General features: G+C 69.0%; 17 protein-coding genes. 16 read left to right on the plus strand and 1 reads right to left on the minus strand.

Annotation, left to right across the window (positions count from 1 at the left end; all coding sequences use genetic code 11):
* Positions 1 to 2: 2 nt before the first annotated feature.
* The 16 genes from rplF to truA all read left to right on the plus strand — a co-directional run bounded on the left by rplF (position 3) and on the right by truA (position 11,102).
* Positions 3 to 542 carry a 50S ribosomal protein L6 gene (gene rplF / locus MMF93_RS19820; RefSeq protein WP_242753399.1) on the plus strand — a complete coding sequence of 180 codons (540 nt, stop codon included), beginning with the start codon at positions 3 to 5 and terminating at the stop codon, positions 540 to 542.
* A gap of 3 nt (positions 543 to 545) precedes the next feature.
* Entirely contained in the window at positions 546 to 929 is a 384-nt protein-coding gene (gene rplR / locus MMF93_RS19825; RefSeq protein ID WP_114015372.1) for a 50S ribosomal protein L18, read from the plus strand.
* Positions 930 to 973: 44 nt separating this feature from the next.
* Positions 974 to 1,576 (plus strand): 30S ribosomal protein S5, encoded by a 603-nt coding sequence (gene rpsE / locus MMF93_RS19830; RefSeq protein WP_027738926.1) that lies wholly within the window; start codon positions 974 to 976, stop codon positions 1,574 to 1,576.
* Complete coding sequence (rpmD, locus tag MMF93_RS19835) at positions 1,576 to 1,758, plus strand: 50S ribosomal protein L30 (RefSeq protein ID WP_242753402.1); 183 nt, start codon at positions 1,576 to 1,578, stop codon at positions 1,756 to 1,758. Before rpsE ends, rpmD begins: the two co-directional genes overlap by 1 nt.
* 1 nt (position 1,759) lies before the next feature.
* A complete protein-coding gene (gene rplO / locus MMF93_RS19840; protein ID WP_114023470.1) occupies positions 1,760 to 2,212 on the plus strand; it encodes a 50S ribosomal protein L15 in 453 nt (150 codons plus the stop codon).
* A 201-nt stretch (positions 2,213 to 2,413) separates the two neighbouring features.
* Positions 2,414 to 3,727, plus strand: a complete 1,314-nt coding sequence (gene secY, locus MMF93_RS19845) for a preprotein translocase subunit SecY (protein ID WP_242753404.1) — start codon at positions 2,414 to 2,416, stop codon at positions 3,725 to 3,727.
* On the plus strand, positions 3,727 to 4,383 hold the full coding sequence (locus tag MMF93_RS19850; RefSeq protein WP_242753406.1) for an adenylate kinase: 657 nt from the start codon (positions 3,727 to 3,729) through the stop codon (positions 4,381 to 4,383). Before secY ends, MMF93_RS19850 begins: the two co-directional genes overlap by 1 nt.
* Positions 4,384 to 5,091: 708 nt before the next feature.
* Positions 5,092 to 5,928: a type I methionyl aminopeptidase gene (gene map / locus MMF93_RS19855; RefSeq protein ID WP_242753408.1), complete on the plus strand. Its 837-nt coding sequence runs from the start codon at positions 5,092 to 5,094 to the stop codon at positions 5,926 to 5,928.
* Between the two features lie 267 nt (positions 5,929 to 6,195).
* Entirely contained in the window at positions 6,196 to 6,417 is a 222-nt protein-coding gene (gene infA, locus MMF93_RS19860) for a translation initiation factor IF-1 (RefSeq protein ID WP_003948620.1), read from the plus strand.
* Positions 6,418 to 6,491: 74 nt separating this feature from the next.
* Entirely contained in the window at positions 6,492 to 6,605 is a 114-nt protein-coding gene (rpmJ, locus tag MMF93_RS19865) for a 50S ribosomal protein L36 (RefSeq protein WP_003956441.1), read from the plus strand.
* Between the two features lie 209 nt (positions 6,606 to 6,814).
* Positions 6,815 to 7,195 (plus strand): 30S ribosomal protein S13, encoded by a 381-nt coding sequence (gene rpsM, locus MMF93_RS19870; protein WP_114015377.1) that lies wholly within the window; start codon positions 6,815 to 6,817, stop codon positions 7,193 to 7,195.
* A gap of 67 nt (positions 7,196 to 7,262) precedes the next feature.
* Positions 7,263 to 7,667, plus strand: a complete 405-nt coding sequence (gene rpsK / locus MMF93_RS19875) for a 30S ribosomal protein S11 (protein ID WP_016473404.1) — start codon at positions 7,263 to 7,265, stop codon at positions 7,665 to 7,667.
* 25 nt (positions 7,668 to 7,692) lie between these two features.
* Positions 7,693 to 8,319, plus strand: coding sequence for a 30S ribosomal protein S4 (gene rpsD / locus MMF93_RS19880; protein WP_242753414.1), 627 nt, complete (start codon positions 7,693 to 7,695; stop codon positions 8,317 to 8,319).
* Between the two features lie 112 nt (positions 8,320 to 8,431).
* Positions 8,432 to 9,454, plus strand: a complete 1,023-nt coding sequence (locus MMF93_RS19885; RefSeq protein ID WP_114015379.1) for a DNA-directed RNA polymerase subunit alpha — start codon at positions 8,432 to 8,434, stop codon at positions 9,452 to 9,454.
* 195 nt (positions 9,455 to 9,649) lie between these two features.
* A complete protein-coding gene (rplQ, locus tag MMF93_RS19890; protein WP_242753416.1) occupies positions 9,650 to 10,153 on the plus strand; it encodes a 50S ribosomal protein L17 in 504 nt (167 codons plus the stop codon).
* 94 nt (positions 10,154 to 10,247) lie between these two features.
* Entirely contained in the window at positions 10,248 to 11,102 is an 855-nt protein-coding gene (truA, locus tag MMF93_RS19895; protein ID WP_242753418.1) for a tRNA pseudouridine(38-40) synthase TruA, read from the plus strand.
* Positions 11,103 to 11,399: 297 nt separating this feature from the next.
* Here truA and MMF93_RS19900 read toward each other — a convergent pair whose 3' ends face one another.
* A complete protein-coding gene (locus MMF93_RS19900) occupies positions 11,400 to 12,566 on the minus strand; it encodes a flotillin family protein (RefSeq protein ID WP_242753420.1) in 1,167 nt (388 codons plus the stop codon).
* Positions 12,567 to 12,603: the final 37 nt, after the last annotated feature.

Genomic DNA, 12,603 nt, shown 5'->3' on the forward strand with positions numbered 1-12,603 from the left:
CCATGTCGCGAATCGGCAAGCTCCCCATCCAGGTTCCCGCCGGTGTGGACGTCACCATCGATGGCCAGACGGTCGCCGTGAAGGGCCCCAAGGGCTCGCTCGCGCACACCGTCGCCACGCCCATCGAGATCGCCAAGGGCGAGGACGGCGCGCTCGTCGTCACCCGTCCGAACGACGAGAGCCGGAACAGGGCCCTGCACGGTCTGTCCCGCACGCTGGTGGCGAACATGATCACTGGCGTGACCCAGGGATTCACCAAGGACCTCGAAATCAGCGGTGTCGGCTACCGCGTCCAGGCCAAGGGCTCCAACCTGGAGTTCTCGCTGGGCTACAGCCACCCGATCCTGGTGGAGGCCCCGGAAGGGATCTCCTTCAAGGTCGACACCCCGACCAAGTTCACGGTCGAGGGCATCGACAAGCAGCGGGTCGGCGAGGTCGCCGCGAAGATCCGCAAGCTGCGCAAGCCCGACCCCTACAAGGCCAAGGGCGTGAAGTACGCGGGCGAGGTCATCCGCCGCAAGGTCGGAAAGGCTGGTAAGTAAGCCATGGCATACGGCGTGAAGATCGCCAAGGGCGACGCCTACAAGCGTGCCGCCGCCAAGCGCCGTCACATCCGCATCCGCAAGAAGGTCTCGGGCACTTCCGAGCGCCCCCGTCTTGTGGTGACGCGCACCAACCGCGGGATCACCGCCCAGGTCATCGACGACATCGCGGGCCACACGCTGGCCTCGGCGTCGCACCTGGACGGCACCGTCCGCGGTGGTGAGGGTGACAAGAGCGCCCAGGCCCAGCAGGTCGGGGCCCTGGTCGCCGAGCGCGCCAAGGCCGCGGGGGTCGAGACTGTGGTGTTCGACCGCGGTGGTAACAAGTACGCAGGGCGGATTGCCGCTCTGGCTGACGCCGCCCGCGAGGCCGGGCTCAGGTTCTGAGCCCCGGTTCCGTGAGCTAGCGGACAAAGAGAGAGGTAATTCCAATGGCTGGACCCCAGCGCCGCGGTGGCGGCGCCGGTGGCGGCGAGCGGCGGGACCGTAAGGGCCGGGACGGCGGCGCTGCTGCCGAGAAGACCGCGTACGTTGAGCGCGTAGTCGCGATCAACCGCGTCGCCAAGGTTGTGAAGGGTGGTCGTCGCTTCAGCTTCACCGCGCTGGTCGTGGTGGGCGACGGTGACGGCACCGTGGGTGTCGGATACGGCAAGGCCAAGGAGGTGCCGGCCGCCATCGCCAAGGGCGTTGAGGAGGCCAAGAAGCACTTCTTCAAGGTCCCGCGTATCCAGGGCACCATTCCGCACCCGATCCAGGGTGAGGAAGCCGCGGGTGTCGTGCTGCTCAAGCCGGCCTCGCCCGGTACCGGTGTGATCGCCGGTGGCCCGGTGCGTGCCGTGCTGGAGTGCGCGGGCATCCACGACGTGCTGAGCAAGTCGCTCGGCTCGGCGAACCCGATCAACATCGTGCACGCCACGGTGGCGGCGCTCCGCGGGCTTCAGCGCCCGGAGGAGATTGCGGCCCGCCGTGGTCTGCCGCTCGAGGACGTTGCACCCGCCGCTCTGCTGCGGGCGCGTGCAGGGGTGAGCGCGTAATGGCTCAGCTCAAGATCACGCAGACGCGTTCCGTGATCGGGACCAAGCAGAACCACCGTGACACGCTGCGGACCCTCGGTCTCAAGCGCGTCAACGATGTGGCCGTCCGCGAGGCCAGCGACGTCGTGCGCGGGCAGGTGCACACCGTGCGCCACCTCGTGACGGTCGAGGAGGTCGACTGACATGGGTGACAACCCGCTGAAGGTCCACAACCTCCGTCCGGCCCCCGGGGCCAAGACCGCCAAGACCCGCGTGGGTCGCGGTGAGGCCTCCAAGGGCAAGACGGCGGGCCGTGGCACCAAGGGCACGAAGGCCCGGTACCAGGTTCCGGAGCGCTTCGAGGGCGGGCAGATGCCGCTGGTCATGCGGCTGCCCAAGCTCAAGGGCTTCAACAACCCGGCGCACAAGCAGTTCCAGGTCGTGAACCTGGACAAGCTGGCCGCCCTCTACCCCGAGGGTGGCGAGGTCACGGTGGCCGACCTGGTCGCCAAGGGCGCCGTACGCAAGAACGAGCTGGTCAAGGTGCTCGGCTCCGGCGACATCTCGGTGGCGCTGACGGTGACCGTCGACAAGGTCTCCGGCTCCGCCAAGGAGAAGATCACCGCCGCCGGCGGCACCGTCACCGAACTCATCTGAGTTCGTTGACCACGTGAACGACAGGCCGGGGATGTCCCAACGGGACATCCCCGGCTGGTCGTTTGCCCGGCTGTTCTTTCCCGGGCTGGTCGTTTCTACCAGGTGCCGTCGCCGGTAAGGTGGCACCACCGTTGATATCTGTCGATCCTCAAGACCGTCACCTCTCGCGCACTCAACACCGCGGGGGGCGCAGGAGGCACCGTGCTCACCGCGTTCGCCCGGGCGTTCCAGACGCCCGACCTGCGCAAGAAGCTGCTGTTCACGCTCGGCATCATGGTGCTCTTCCGGATCGGAGCGCACGTCCCGGTGCCGGGCGTCAGCTATGAGAACGTCCAAGCGTGTATGGACGAGGCCAAGGGCGCGCAGGGGCTCTTCGGCCTGGTCAACATGTTCAGCGGCGGCGCGCTGCTTCAGATCACCATCTTCGCGCTCGGGATCATGCCGTACATCACGGCGAGCATCATCCTGCAGCTGCTGGTCGTCGTCATCCCGCGGCTCGAGGCCCTGAAGAAGGAAGGGCAGTCGGGCCAGGGGAAGATCACGCAGTACACGCGTTATCTGACCGTCGCGCTCGCCATCCTCCAGGCCACCGGCCTCGTCGCCACCGCACGCAGCGGCACCCTCTTCCAGAACTGCAGCGTCGCCAGCCAGATCATCCCCGACCAGTCGATCTTCACCACCGCCGTGATGGTCATCACCATGACCGCCGGCACCGGCCTGATCATGTGGCTCGGTGAGCTCATCACCGACCGCGGCATCGGCAACGGCATGTCCATCCTGATGTTCGTCTCCATCGCGGCCGGTTTCCCCGGCGCGCTGTGGGCCATCAAGAAGCAGGGCAAGCTCGCCGACGGCTGGATCGAATTCGGCGCCGTCATCGTCTGCGGCCTCGCGATGGTCGCCCTCGTGGTCTTCGTGGAACAGGCGCAGCGCCGCATTCCGGTGCAGTACGCGAAGCGGATGATCGGGCGACGCAGTTACGGCGGAACCTCGACCTACATTCCGCTCAAGGTCAACCAGGCGGGTGTGATTCCCGTCATCTTCGCGTCTTCGCTGCTCTACATTCCGGCGCTGATCGTGCAGTTCAGCGGCTCGCAGGCAGGCTGGGCACAGTGGATCCAGTCGCATTTCGTCAAGGGCGACCACCCCCTCTACATTGCGACCTATTTCCTGCTGATCGTCTTCTTCGCCTTCTTCTACGTGGCCATCTCCTTCAACCCCGAAGAAGTGGCCGACAACATGAAGAAGTATGGTGGCTTCATCCCGGGCATCCGGGCTGGTCGTCCCACCGCGGAGTACCTGAGCTACGTGCTGAACCGCATCACGTGGCCCGGCTCTCTGTACCTGGGTCTGATCGCACTGGTGCCGACCGTCGCGCTGATCATGTTCAACGCCAACCAGAACTTCCCGTTCGGCGGAACGAGCATCCTGATCATCGTGGGCGTCGGTCTTGAGACCGTGAAGCAGATCGAGAGCCAGCTTCAGCAGCGCCATTACGAAGGGTTCCTCCGCTGATGCGTATCGTCCTCGTCGGACCGCCTGGTGCGGGCAAGGGAACACAGGCCGCCTTCCTCGCGAAGAACCTGGCCATCCCGCACATCGCCACCGGTGACCTCTTCCGCGCCAACATGAGCCAGGGCACTCAGCTCGGCCGGCAGGCCAAGGAGTACATGAGCGCCGGACAGCTCGTGCCGGACGAGATCACCATCGGCATGGCCAAGGACCGGATGGCGCAGCCGGACGCCGCGAGCGGGTTCCTGCTCGACGGCTTCCCCCGCAACATCGCCCAGGCCAGGGCCCTGGACGGCTACCTGGACGAGACGGACCAGAAGCTGGACGCCGTTCTCGACCTGGAGGTCCCCGAGGACGAGGTCGTCAAGCGGATCGCCGGACGGCGCATCTGCCGCAACGACAGCAGTCACGTCTTCCACGTGGCATACAGCGCCCCCAAGACCGACGGCGTCTGCGACGCGTGCGGTGGCGAGCTCTACCAGCGCGAGGACGACCGCGAGGAGACCGTCCGCAAGCGCCTCGAGGTCTACCACAGCGAGACGGAGCCGATCATCGACCACTACAAGGCGCAGGGTCTCGTGACCACGATCCCCGCGCTCGGCGCGGTCGGCGAGGTCACGGAGCGGGCGATGAGTGCGCTGCAGCGCACTCGCGCCTGACCGTCCCCAATGGCGCGGCGGTCGCCCGCCGCGACACGATCCTCACGTGGGGGCCGGGCACCCGCCCGGCCCCCACACCCATACCCCCACAACGCTGTGGGGAGTGCCGCTGGGGGGCGCGGGGAACTGCGCGAGCGGCCACGGCGAGGCGGGCGTGTGCCCACCGGCCTGGCGGGGCAGACGGGAAAGCCCTCGCGGGGCCCCGCCGGGGCTGTGGGGAGTGCCGCTGGGGGGGCGCGGGGAACTGCGCGAGCGGCCACGGCGAGGCGGATGTGCGCCCACCGGCCGGGCGGGGCAGACGGGAAAGCCCCGGCGGGGCCCCGCCGGGGCGGCGGGGAGTGCCGCTGGGGGGGCGCGGGGAACTGCGCGAGCGGCCACGGCGAGGCGGGCGTGTGCCCACCGGCCTGGCGGGGCAGACGGGAAAGCCCCCGCGGAGCCCCACCCGGGCGGCGGGGAGTGCCGCTGGGGGGGGCGCGGGGAACTGCGCGAGCGGCCACGGCGAGGCGGGCGCGCGCCCACCGGCCGGTCGGGGCAGACGGGAAAGCCCCCGCGGAGCCCCGCCGGGGCGGCGGGGAGGACCGCTGAAGGGGCGCGAGGAACTGCGCGAGCGCAGGGCCCGCCCCGTCAGAGGCCTGGCAGACTTGACAGGTAGCAGCAGACATTCGGTCGGCACCGGCTCAGCGCCGGTCAGGGAAGGCGGAAGGCGTCATGGTCGAGATCAAGACCCCGGAGCAGATCGCGAAGATGCGCGAGGCGGGGCTGGTCGTCGCCGCGATGCACGAGGCCTGCGCGGCCGCCGCCGTCCCCGGCGCGACGACGAAGGACCTGGACGAGGTCGCGGCGAAGGTCCTCGCCGATCACGGTGCGAAACCGAACTTCCTCGGCTACGGCGGCTTCCCCGGCAACATCTGCACCTCGGTGAACGACGTCGTCGTGCACGGCATCCCCAGCAAGGAGACCGTCCTGAAGGCGGGGGACCTGCTCTCCATCGACGCGGGCGCGATCATCGACGGCTGGCACGGCGACGCGGCGCTGACCGTCTTCGTCGGGGAGGGGCACTCCGCCGAGCTGCGGGAGCTCTCCCGGGTGACGGAGGAGTCCATGTGGGCGGGGATCGCCGCCATGCGCAAGGGCAACCGGCTGGTGGACGTCTCCAAGGCGATCGAGAGCTACATCCGCAGGCAGCCGCGTCCTGCCGGCGGCAAGTACGGGATCATCGAGGACTACGGCGGCCACGGCATCGGTTCGCAGATGCACATGGACCCCCACCTGCTGAACTACGTCGAGCGGCGCAGGGGCCGCGGGCCCAAGCTGGTGCCCGGCATGTGCCTGGCCATCGAGCCGATGGTGAGCCTGGGCACAGCCCGCACACACGTTCTCTCCGACGAGTGGACGGTCAAGACGAACGACGGCACGTGGTCGTCCCACTGGGAGCACTCGATCGCTCTGACGGAGCAGGGTCCGCTCGTGCTGACCGCCCCCGACGGGGGGCGCGCGAAGCTCGCCGAGCTCGGCGTCGAGGTGGCACCGGATCCGCTGGGCTGAGGTGGCACCCGATCCGCTGGGCTGAGGTGGCTGAATCCCTGCCCCCGCCCCGCCCGGAACCGGGGGCCGCGGGCCTCTCCGAGACCCGGGGAGTTTCGGGAAGAGGCGAGGTGGGGGGAATAACGAGGGCGGGTAGCGGGGATACTCCCCGATTCGTCTTTCTCGACGGCGTGTCGTAGACTGGCTCGTCGGCCCAGGTATATCCGTATGCGTGCGGAGCGCCAGGGCCTCCCAGGTAGCCGATCCCGGAAGGTGAAGCGCTCAAGCATGGCCAAAAAACAAGGGGCCATCGAGATCGAGGGCACCGTCGTCGAGTCTCTCCCGAACGCGATGTTCAAGGTGGAGCTCCAGAACGGGCACCAGGTCCTCGCGCACATCAGCGGCAAGATGCGGATGCACTACATCCGTATCCTTCCCGACGACCGGGTCGTGGTGGAGCTGTCTCCGTACGACCTGACGCGCGGACGGATCGTCTACCGCTACAAGTAGAGCGACAGATCGTGCCGGTATCCCCGCCCCGTGAGGCCCGTGGGGAGAAGGCCAGACCCGGAGAACCTCACCACATGAAGGTCAAGCCGAGCGTCAAGAAGATCTGCGACAAGTGCAAGGTGATCCGCCGCCACGGCCGGGTCATGGTCATCTGCGACAACCTGCGCCACAAGCAGCGCCAGGGCTGACGCACACCACCTGCCTTTCGCAGTACCTTCGCGCGACGCGAGCAACAGTCACATAAGCAGAGCCCGGCACCCTCGACGGTGTCGACACCCCCGGTCGGAGGCCGGGGACCCTCCCTCACGCTCTTCGAGCAGGGGACACCCCCAGCCGACAGGCATGGAGGGAACGGCGCTGCTGCAGACCTCCGACGGAATCATCAGGAGCCACATCCATGGCACGCCTCGCTGGCGTCGACCTTCCGCGCGAGAAGCGCGTCGAGGTCGCCCTCACCTACGTCTTCGGCATCGGCCGCACCCTTGCCCAGCAGACCCTGCGCGAGACCGGGGTCAGCCCCGACACGCGCGTGCGGGACCTGGGCGAGGAGGAGATGGTCAAGCTCCGCGAGTACGTGGACAACAACCTCCAGGTCGAGGGTGACCTCCGCCGTGAGATCCAGGCCGACATCCGCCGCAAGGTGGAGATCGGCTGCTACGAGGGTCTGCGTCACCGGCGCGGTCTCCCGGTCCACGGCCAGCGCACCAAGACCAACGCCCGCACCCGTAAGGGCCCGCGTCGCGCCATCGCCGGCAAGAAGAAGCCGGGCAAGAAGTAGTCCGCACCGGACACGCTGCAAGCGGTCCGCGTAGTAGGACCGACCACCTCACGGGAGTTATCTCTATATGCCTCCGAAGGGCCGTACGGCCGGCGCCAAGAAGGTGCGCCGCAAGGAGAAGAAGAACGTCGCCCACGGGCACGCTCACATCAAGAGCACGTTCAACAACACAATCGTCTCGATCACCGACCCCACCGGCAACGTGATCTCCTGGGCCTCGGCCGGCCACGTCGGCTTCAAGGGCTCGCGGAAGTCGACGCCGTTCGCCGCGCAGATGGCCGCCGAGAACGCGGCGCGCCGCGCGCAGGAGCACGGCATGCGCAAGGTCGACGTCTTCGTCAAGGGTCCCGGCTCCGGCCGTGAGACCGCGATCCGCTCCCTCCAGGCCACCGGCCTCGAGGTCGGCTCGATCCAGGACGTCACCCCCACCCCGCACAACGGCTGCCGCCCGCCGAAGCGTCGCCGGGTCTGAGAACTGAAGTAGGAGATCACCACACATGGCGCGTTACACCGGGGCCGACTGCAAGCGTTGCCGTCGGGAGAAGCAGAAGCTCTTCCTCAAGGGAGCTAAGTGCGAGAGCGCGAAGTGCCCGATCGAGATCCGTCCTTACCCCCCGGGTGAGCACGGACGCGGGCGCACCAAGGACTCCGAGTACCTGCTGCAGAAGCGTGAGAAGCAGAAGGCCGCCCGGATCTACGGTGTCCTCGAGAAGCAGTTCCGCGGGTACTACAACGAGGCCAACCGGCTGTCGGGCAAGACGGGTGACAACCTGCTCCGCATCCTGGAGACCCGCCTGGACAACGTCGTGTACCGGGCCGGCTTCGCCAAGTCCCGCGACCACGCACGTCAGCTGGTCAAGCACGGTCACATCACGCTGAACGGTCGCAAGACCGACATCCCCTCGGCGCGGGTGTCCGTGAACGACATCGTCGAGGTGCGCGAGCCCTCCCGTAACCTGACCCCCTTCCAGGTGGCGGTCGCGGAGGCCGGAGACAGGACGGTTCCGGCGTGGCTGGAGGCCATCCCCTCCAAGCTGCGGATCCTCGTCCACTCGCTGCCCGAGCGCCAGGTGATTGACACCCAGGTGCAGGAGCAGCTGATCGTCGAGCTGTACTCGAAGTAATCGGGTTCGGTTCACAGGGTGGGGGCGGTTCGGCCGGATTCGGCCGGGCCGCCCGTACCCTTGCAGTACCGGCATCAAATAGCGGTTGCCGAAAACTGGAGGCACACATCTCATGCTGATCGCTCAGCGTCCTTCCCTGACCGAAGAGGTCGTCGACGAGTTCCGGTCCCGGTTCGTGATCGAGCCGCTGGAGCCGGGCTTCGGCTACACCCTCGGTAACTCCCTGCGTCGTACGCTCCTCTCCTCGATCCCGGGTGCGGCGGTCACGTCCATCCGTATCGACGGTGTCCTGCACGAGTTCTCCACCGTGCCGGGCGTCAAGGAGGACGTCACCGACCTCATCCTCAACATCAAGTCCCTCGTCGTCTCCTCGGAGCACGACGAGCCGGTCGTGATGTACCTGCGCAAGCAGGGCCCCGGCCTGGTCACGGCCGCGGACATCGCGCCGCCCGCCGGTGTCGAGGTGCACAACCCGGACCTGGTCCTCGCCACGCTGAACGGCAAGGGCAAGCTGGAGATGGAGCTGACCGTCGAGCGCGGCCGCGGCTACGTCTCCGCCGTGCAGAACAAGCAGGTGGGCCAGGAGATCGGCCGCATCCCGGTCGACTCCATCTACTCGCCCGTCCTCAAGGTCACCTACAAGGTCGAGGCGACCCGTGTCGAGCAGCGCACCGACTTCGACAAGCTGATCGTCGACGTCGAGACCAAGCAGGCCATGCGCCCGCGTGACGCCATGGCGTCTGCCGGCAAGACCCTGGTCGAGCTGTTCGGTCTGGCCCGCGAGCTCAACGTCGACGCCGAGGGCATCGACATGGGCCCGTCCCCGACCGACGCCGCGCTCGCCGCCGACCTGGCGCTGCCGATCGAGGAGCTGGAGCTCACCGTTCGGTCGTACAACTGCCTCAAGCGCGAGGGCATCCACTCGGTGGGCGAGCTGGTGGCCCGCTCCGAGGCGGACCTGCTCGACATCCGCAACTTCGGTGCGAAGTCGATCGACGAGGTCAAGGCGAAGCTGGCCGGTATGGGCCTGGCGCTGAAGGACTCGCCTCCCGGGTTCGACCCGACGGCTGCGGCTGACGCCTTCGGCGCCGAGGACGACACGGACGCCGGGTTCGTGGAGACCGAGCAGTACTGAGACCTTCGGTGACGGGGCGGTCCTGAGCGTCTGCCCTGTCGCTGTTGTCGGGGAGCTGCGGGCCGGCTGTGGCCGGTCGCGCAGTTCCCCGCGCCCCTCCGGGGCGCGTCACCCGTAACCCCGGTACCTGATACGGCCGGGACTGCCGCCGGTGCCTGACACGGCCGGTGCAGGGACAACGTAAGGAGAAGCACCATGCCGAAGCCCACCAAGGGTCCCCGTCTGGGCGGCAGCGCCTCGCACCAGAAGGCGATGCTGGGCAACCTGGCGACCGCGCTGTTCGAGCACGGCCGCATCACGACGACCGAGTCGAAGGCCCGCCGCCTGCGTCCGGTCGCCGAGCGTCTGATCACCAAGGCGAAGAAGGGCGACCTGCACAACCGTCGCCAGGTCATGCGCACGATCCTCGACAAGAGTGTCGTCCACACCCTCTTCACCGAGATCGGCCCGCGCTACGAGAACCGTCCCGGTGGCTACACCCGCATCACCAAGATCGGCCCGCGTCGTGGCGACAACGCCCCGATGGCGGTCATCGAGCTGGTCGAGGCGCTGACGGTGCAGCAGGCCGCGGTCGGCGAGGCCGAGGCCGCGACCAAGCGCTCCGCGAAGGACGCCGCCGGTGACGAGGCCGTCGCCGACATGAAGAAGGAGTCGGCCGAGGCCGACGCCGAGGCCGAGGGCGAGTCCAAGGACGCCTGACGCCGCGCGCCTGACGCGTGAGCGGGCCCGTCCCCCAGCCGGGGGGCGGGCCCGCTCGTCATGTGCGGGTGCGAGCGGATGAGAGGATCGCCGAGTGAAGAACGACGTGGTGCGCGTACGCCTCGACCTGGCCTACGACGGACGGGACTTCTCCGGTTGGGCCAGGCAGCGGGAGGGTCAGCGCACGGTCCAGGGAGAGATCGAGGACGCGCTCCGCGTCGTGCTGCGGCGCGAGGAGACACCCGAGCTGACCGTCGCGGGACGCACGGACGCGGGCGTGCACGCGCGCGGCCAGGTCGCGCACGTGGACCTGCCGGCCGAGGTGTGGGCCGAGCAGGGTGGCCGACTGCTGCGGCGGTTGGCCGGCCGGCTCCCCATGGACGTACGCGTCCGGCGCGTCAGCGAGGCGCCCGCGCACTTCGACGCCCGCTTCTCGGCGGTCTGGCGCCGCTACGCCTACCGCGTCACCGACCATCCTGGCGGTGTCGACCCGCTGCTGCGCGGCCATGTGCTGTGGCACAACTGGCCGCTGGACCTCGACGCCATGAACGAGGCGGCGCGCGGGCTGCTGGGCGAGCACGACTTCGCCGCGTACTGCAAGAAGCGCGAGGGCGCCACGACGATCCGCACCCTCCAGCGGCTGGAGTGGGCGCGGCGCCCGGACGGGGTGCTGGAGGCGACGGTCCAGGCCGACGCGTTCTGCCACAACATGGTCCGCGCCCTGGTGGGCGCCATGCTCTTCGTCGGCGACGGCCACCGGAACCCGGAGTGGCCCGCCAAGGTCCTGGCCGCGGGCGTCCGCGACTCGGCCGTCCACGTGGTGCGCCCGCACGGGCTCACCCTGGAAGAGGTCGCCTACCCCTCCGACGACGAGCTGGAGGCCCGCAACCTCGCCTCCCGCAACAAGCGCACACTCCCGCCGCTGCCGCCCTCGCCGGGCTGCTGCTGAACAGAGCGCACCCTCAGCACTCCGGCAACCGTGCACCTCTGCTGTCCGCGCTCCCGAGCAGGTCGCTCAGAGCCTGAGCAGGTCGCTCAGCGACTCGACGGCGCGCCGCAGCGCGCGCCGGCCGGGCGGTGGCCATCGAGGAGTACGCGGTCGGAGCCGTTGGTCAAGCGGTATCGGGGGCTGGTCGGCGTTCGTCGCCGCGGTGAAGGGCGGCCGGCTCGGCCGCTGACGCGGCGCTCGTCCTGTCTGCGGCGGCCCCCGGCAGCGTCTCGCCGGGGGCCGCCCGCGTGGCCGGGGCTACGGGAGCGCCACCGGGCCGTCGTCCGGGCCGGACCGGGGCGCCGGGGACCTCGGGGCCCCGGAGGTGGCGGGCTCGCCCTCGGCCGGTTTGCCGAGGTTCTGCTTGACGGTGTCGAGGATCGTCAGCCCCTGGCTGACGAGCCCCGCTGCGACCTCGCCGAGGCCGTCGGCGCCGTTGAGGACGTTGACGTTGGCCTGGGAGAGGCCGGTCGCGGCTTCCTTGACGATCTGCGGGAGCTGGTCGATCAGCAGCTGGTCGAGGGCGACCCGGTCGTGGGAGGCGGCGGCCTCGGCCTGGATCTTCATGCGTTCCGCCTCGGCGAGGGCGACGACCTTGATGCGTTCGGCCTCGGCCTCGGCGGGCTTGACGACCTCGGCGACCAGTTCCTGCTGCCGCAACTGTGCGGCGCGCTCGGCCAGTTCCGTCTGTGCGGCGAGGACCTCCTGCTGGGCGTGCGCCTGGGCGAGCGGGCCCGCCTGCGCCGACTGGGCCTGTGCGCGGTCGACCTCGGCCTTGTACTCGGCCTCGACGATGGCGGTCTGGCGTTCGTACTCGGCCTGGTTGCGGGCGGCTTCCTGCTGGGCCTCGACGGACGCCTGGGTGGCCTGCGCCTCGGCGATCTTGGCCTGGCGCTGGATGGCTGCCTTGTGCGGGGCTGACATGGCCTCGATGTAGCCGGTGTCGCCGTCGTCGATGGACTGGATCTGGAAGGAGTCGACGATCAGGCCGATCTTGCCCATCTCCGTCTTGGAGGTCTCCAGCACCTCGGTGGCCAGCTTCTGCCGCTCGGTGACGATCTCCTCGACCGTCATGGAGCCGATGATGGACCGCAGGTGGCCGGAGAAGATGCGGCCCGTCAGCACCGACATCTGCTCCTGTTCGGAGAGGAAGCGCTGTCCTGCGTTGACGATGGACTCGTTGTCGTTGCCGACCTTGAACGCGATGACGGCGCGGACGGTCAGCACGATGCCCTGCTTGGTCACGCACGTCTCGGCGACCTCGGACTCGCTCATCGCCAGCGTGAGGAACCGCACCTTGCGGAAGACCGGCAGGACGAACGTGCCGTGGCCGGTGACGACGCGGAACGGTGCCCCCTTGAGGCCGCGTCGGCCACCCGAGATCAGCATGGCCTCGTCCGGCGAGGGGACGCGGTATCCGAACATGTTTCATCCTCTCCTCGACCGCGCCGGGGCGCGGGGC

Origin of the sequence: Streptomyces tubbatahanensis, assembly GCF_022699385.1 — a bacterium.
GTDB lineage: Bacteria > Actinomycetota > Actinomycetes > Streptomycetales > Streptomycetaceae > Streptomyces > Streptomyces diacarni.

Coding starts and splice junctions, on each gene's coding strand:
- rpsK (WP_016473404.1), top strand. CDS start 7,263: ATGCCTCCGAAGGGCCGTACGGCCGGCGCCAAGAAGGTGCGCCGCAAG.
- rplO (WP_114023470.1), top strand. CDS start 1,760: ATGGGTGACAACCCGCTGAAGGTCCACAACCTCCGTCCGGCCCCCGGG.
- MMF93_RS19885 (WP_114015379.1), top strand. CDS start 8,432: ATGCTGATCGCTCAGCGTCCTTCCCTGACCGAAGAGGTCGTCGACGAG.
- MMF93_RS19900 (WP_242753420.1), bottom strand. CDS start 12,566: ATGTTCGGATACCGCGTCCCCTCGCCGGACGAGGCCATGCTGATCTCG.
- map (WP_242753408.1), top strand. CDS start 5,092: ATGGTCGAGATCAAGACCCCGGAGCAGATCGCGAAGATGCGCGAGGCG.
- MMF93_RS19850 (WP_242753406.1), top strand. CDS start 3,727: ATGCGTATCGTCCTCGTCGGACCGCCTGGTGCGGGCAAGGGAACACAG.
- rplR (WP_114015372.1), top strand. CDS start 546: ATGGCATACGGCGTGAAGATCGCCAAGGGCGACGCCTACAAGCGTGCC.
- rpsD (WP_242753414.1), top strand. CDS start 7,693: ATGGCGCGTTACACCGGGGCCGACTGCAAGCGTTGCCGTCGGGAGAAG.
- rplF (WP_242753399.1), top strand. CDS start 3: ATGTCGCGAATCGGCAAGCTCCCCATCCAGGTTCCCGCCGGTGTGGAC.
- rpmJ (WP_003956441.1), top strand. CDS start 6,492: ATGAAGGTCAAGCCGAGCGTCAAGAAGATCTGCGACAAGTGCAAGGTG.
- rpmD (WP_242753402.1), top strand. CDS start 1,576: ATGGCTCAGCTCAAGATCACGCAGACGCGTTCCGTGATCGGGACCAAG.
- rplQ (WP_242753416.1), top strand. CDS start 9,650: ATGCCGAAGCCCACCAAGGGTCCCCGTCTGGGCGGCAGCGCCTCGCAC.
- rpsE (WP_027738926.1), top strand. CDS start 974: ATGGCTGGACCCCAGCGCCGCGGTGGCGGCGCCGGTGGCGGCGAGCGG.
- infA (WP_003948620.1), top strand. CDS start 6,196: ATGGCCAAAAAACAAGGGGCCATCGAGATCGAGGGCACCGTCGTCGAG.
- rpsM (WP_114015377.1), top strand. CDS start 6,815: ATGGCACGCCTCGCTGGCGTCGACCTTCCGCGCGAGAAGCGCGTCGAG.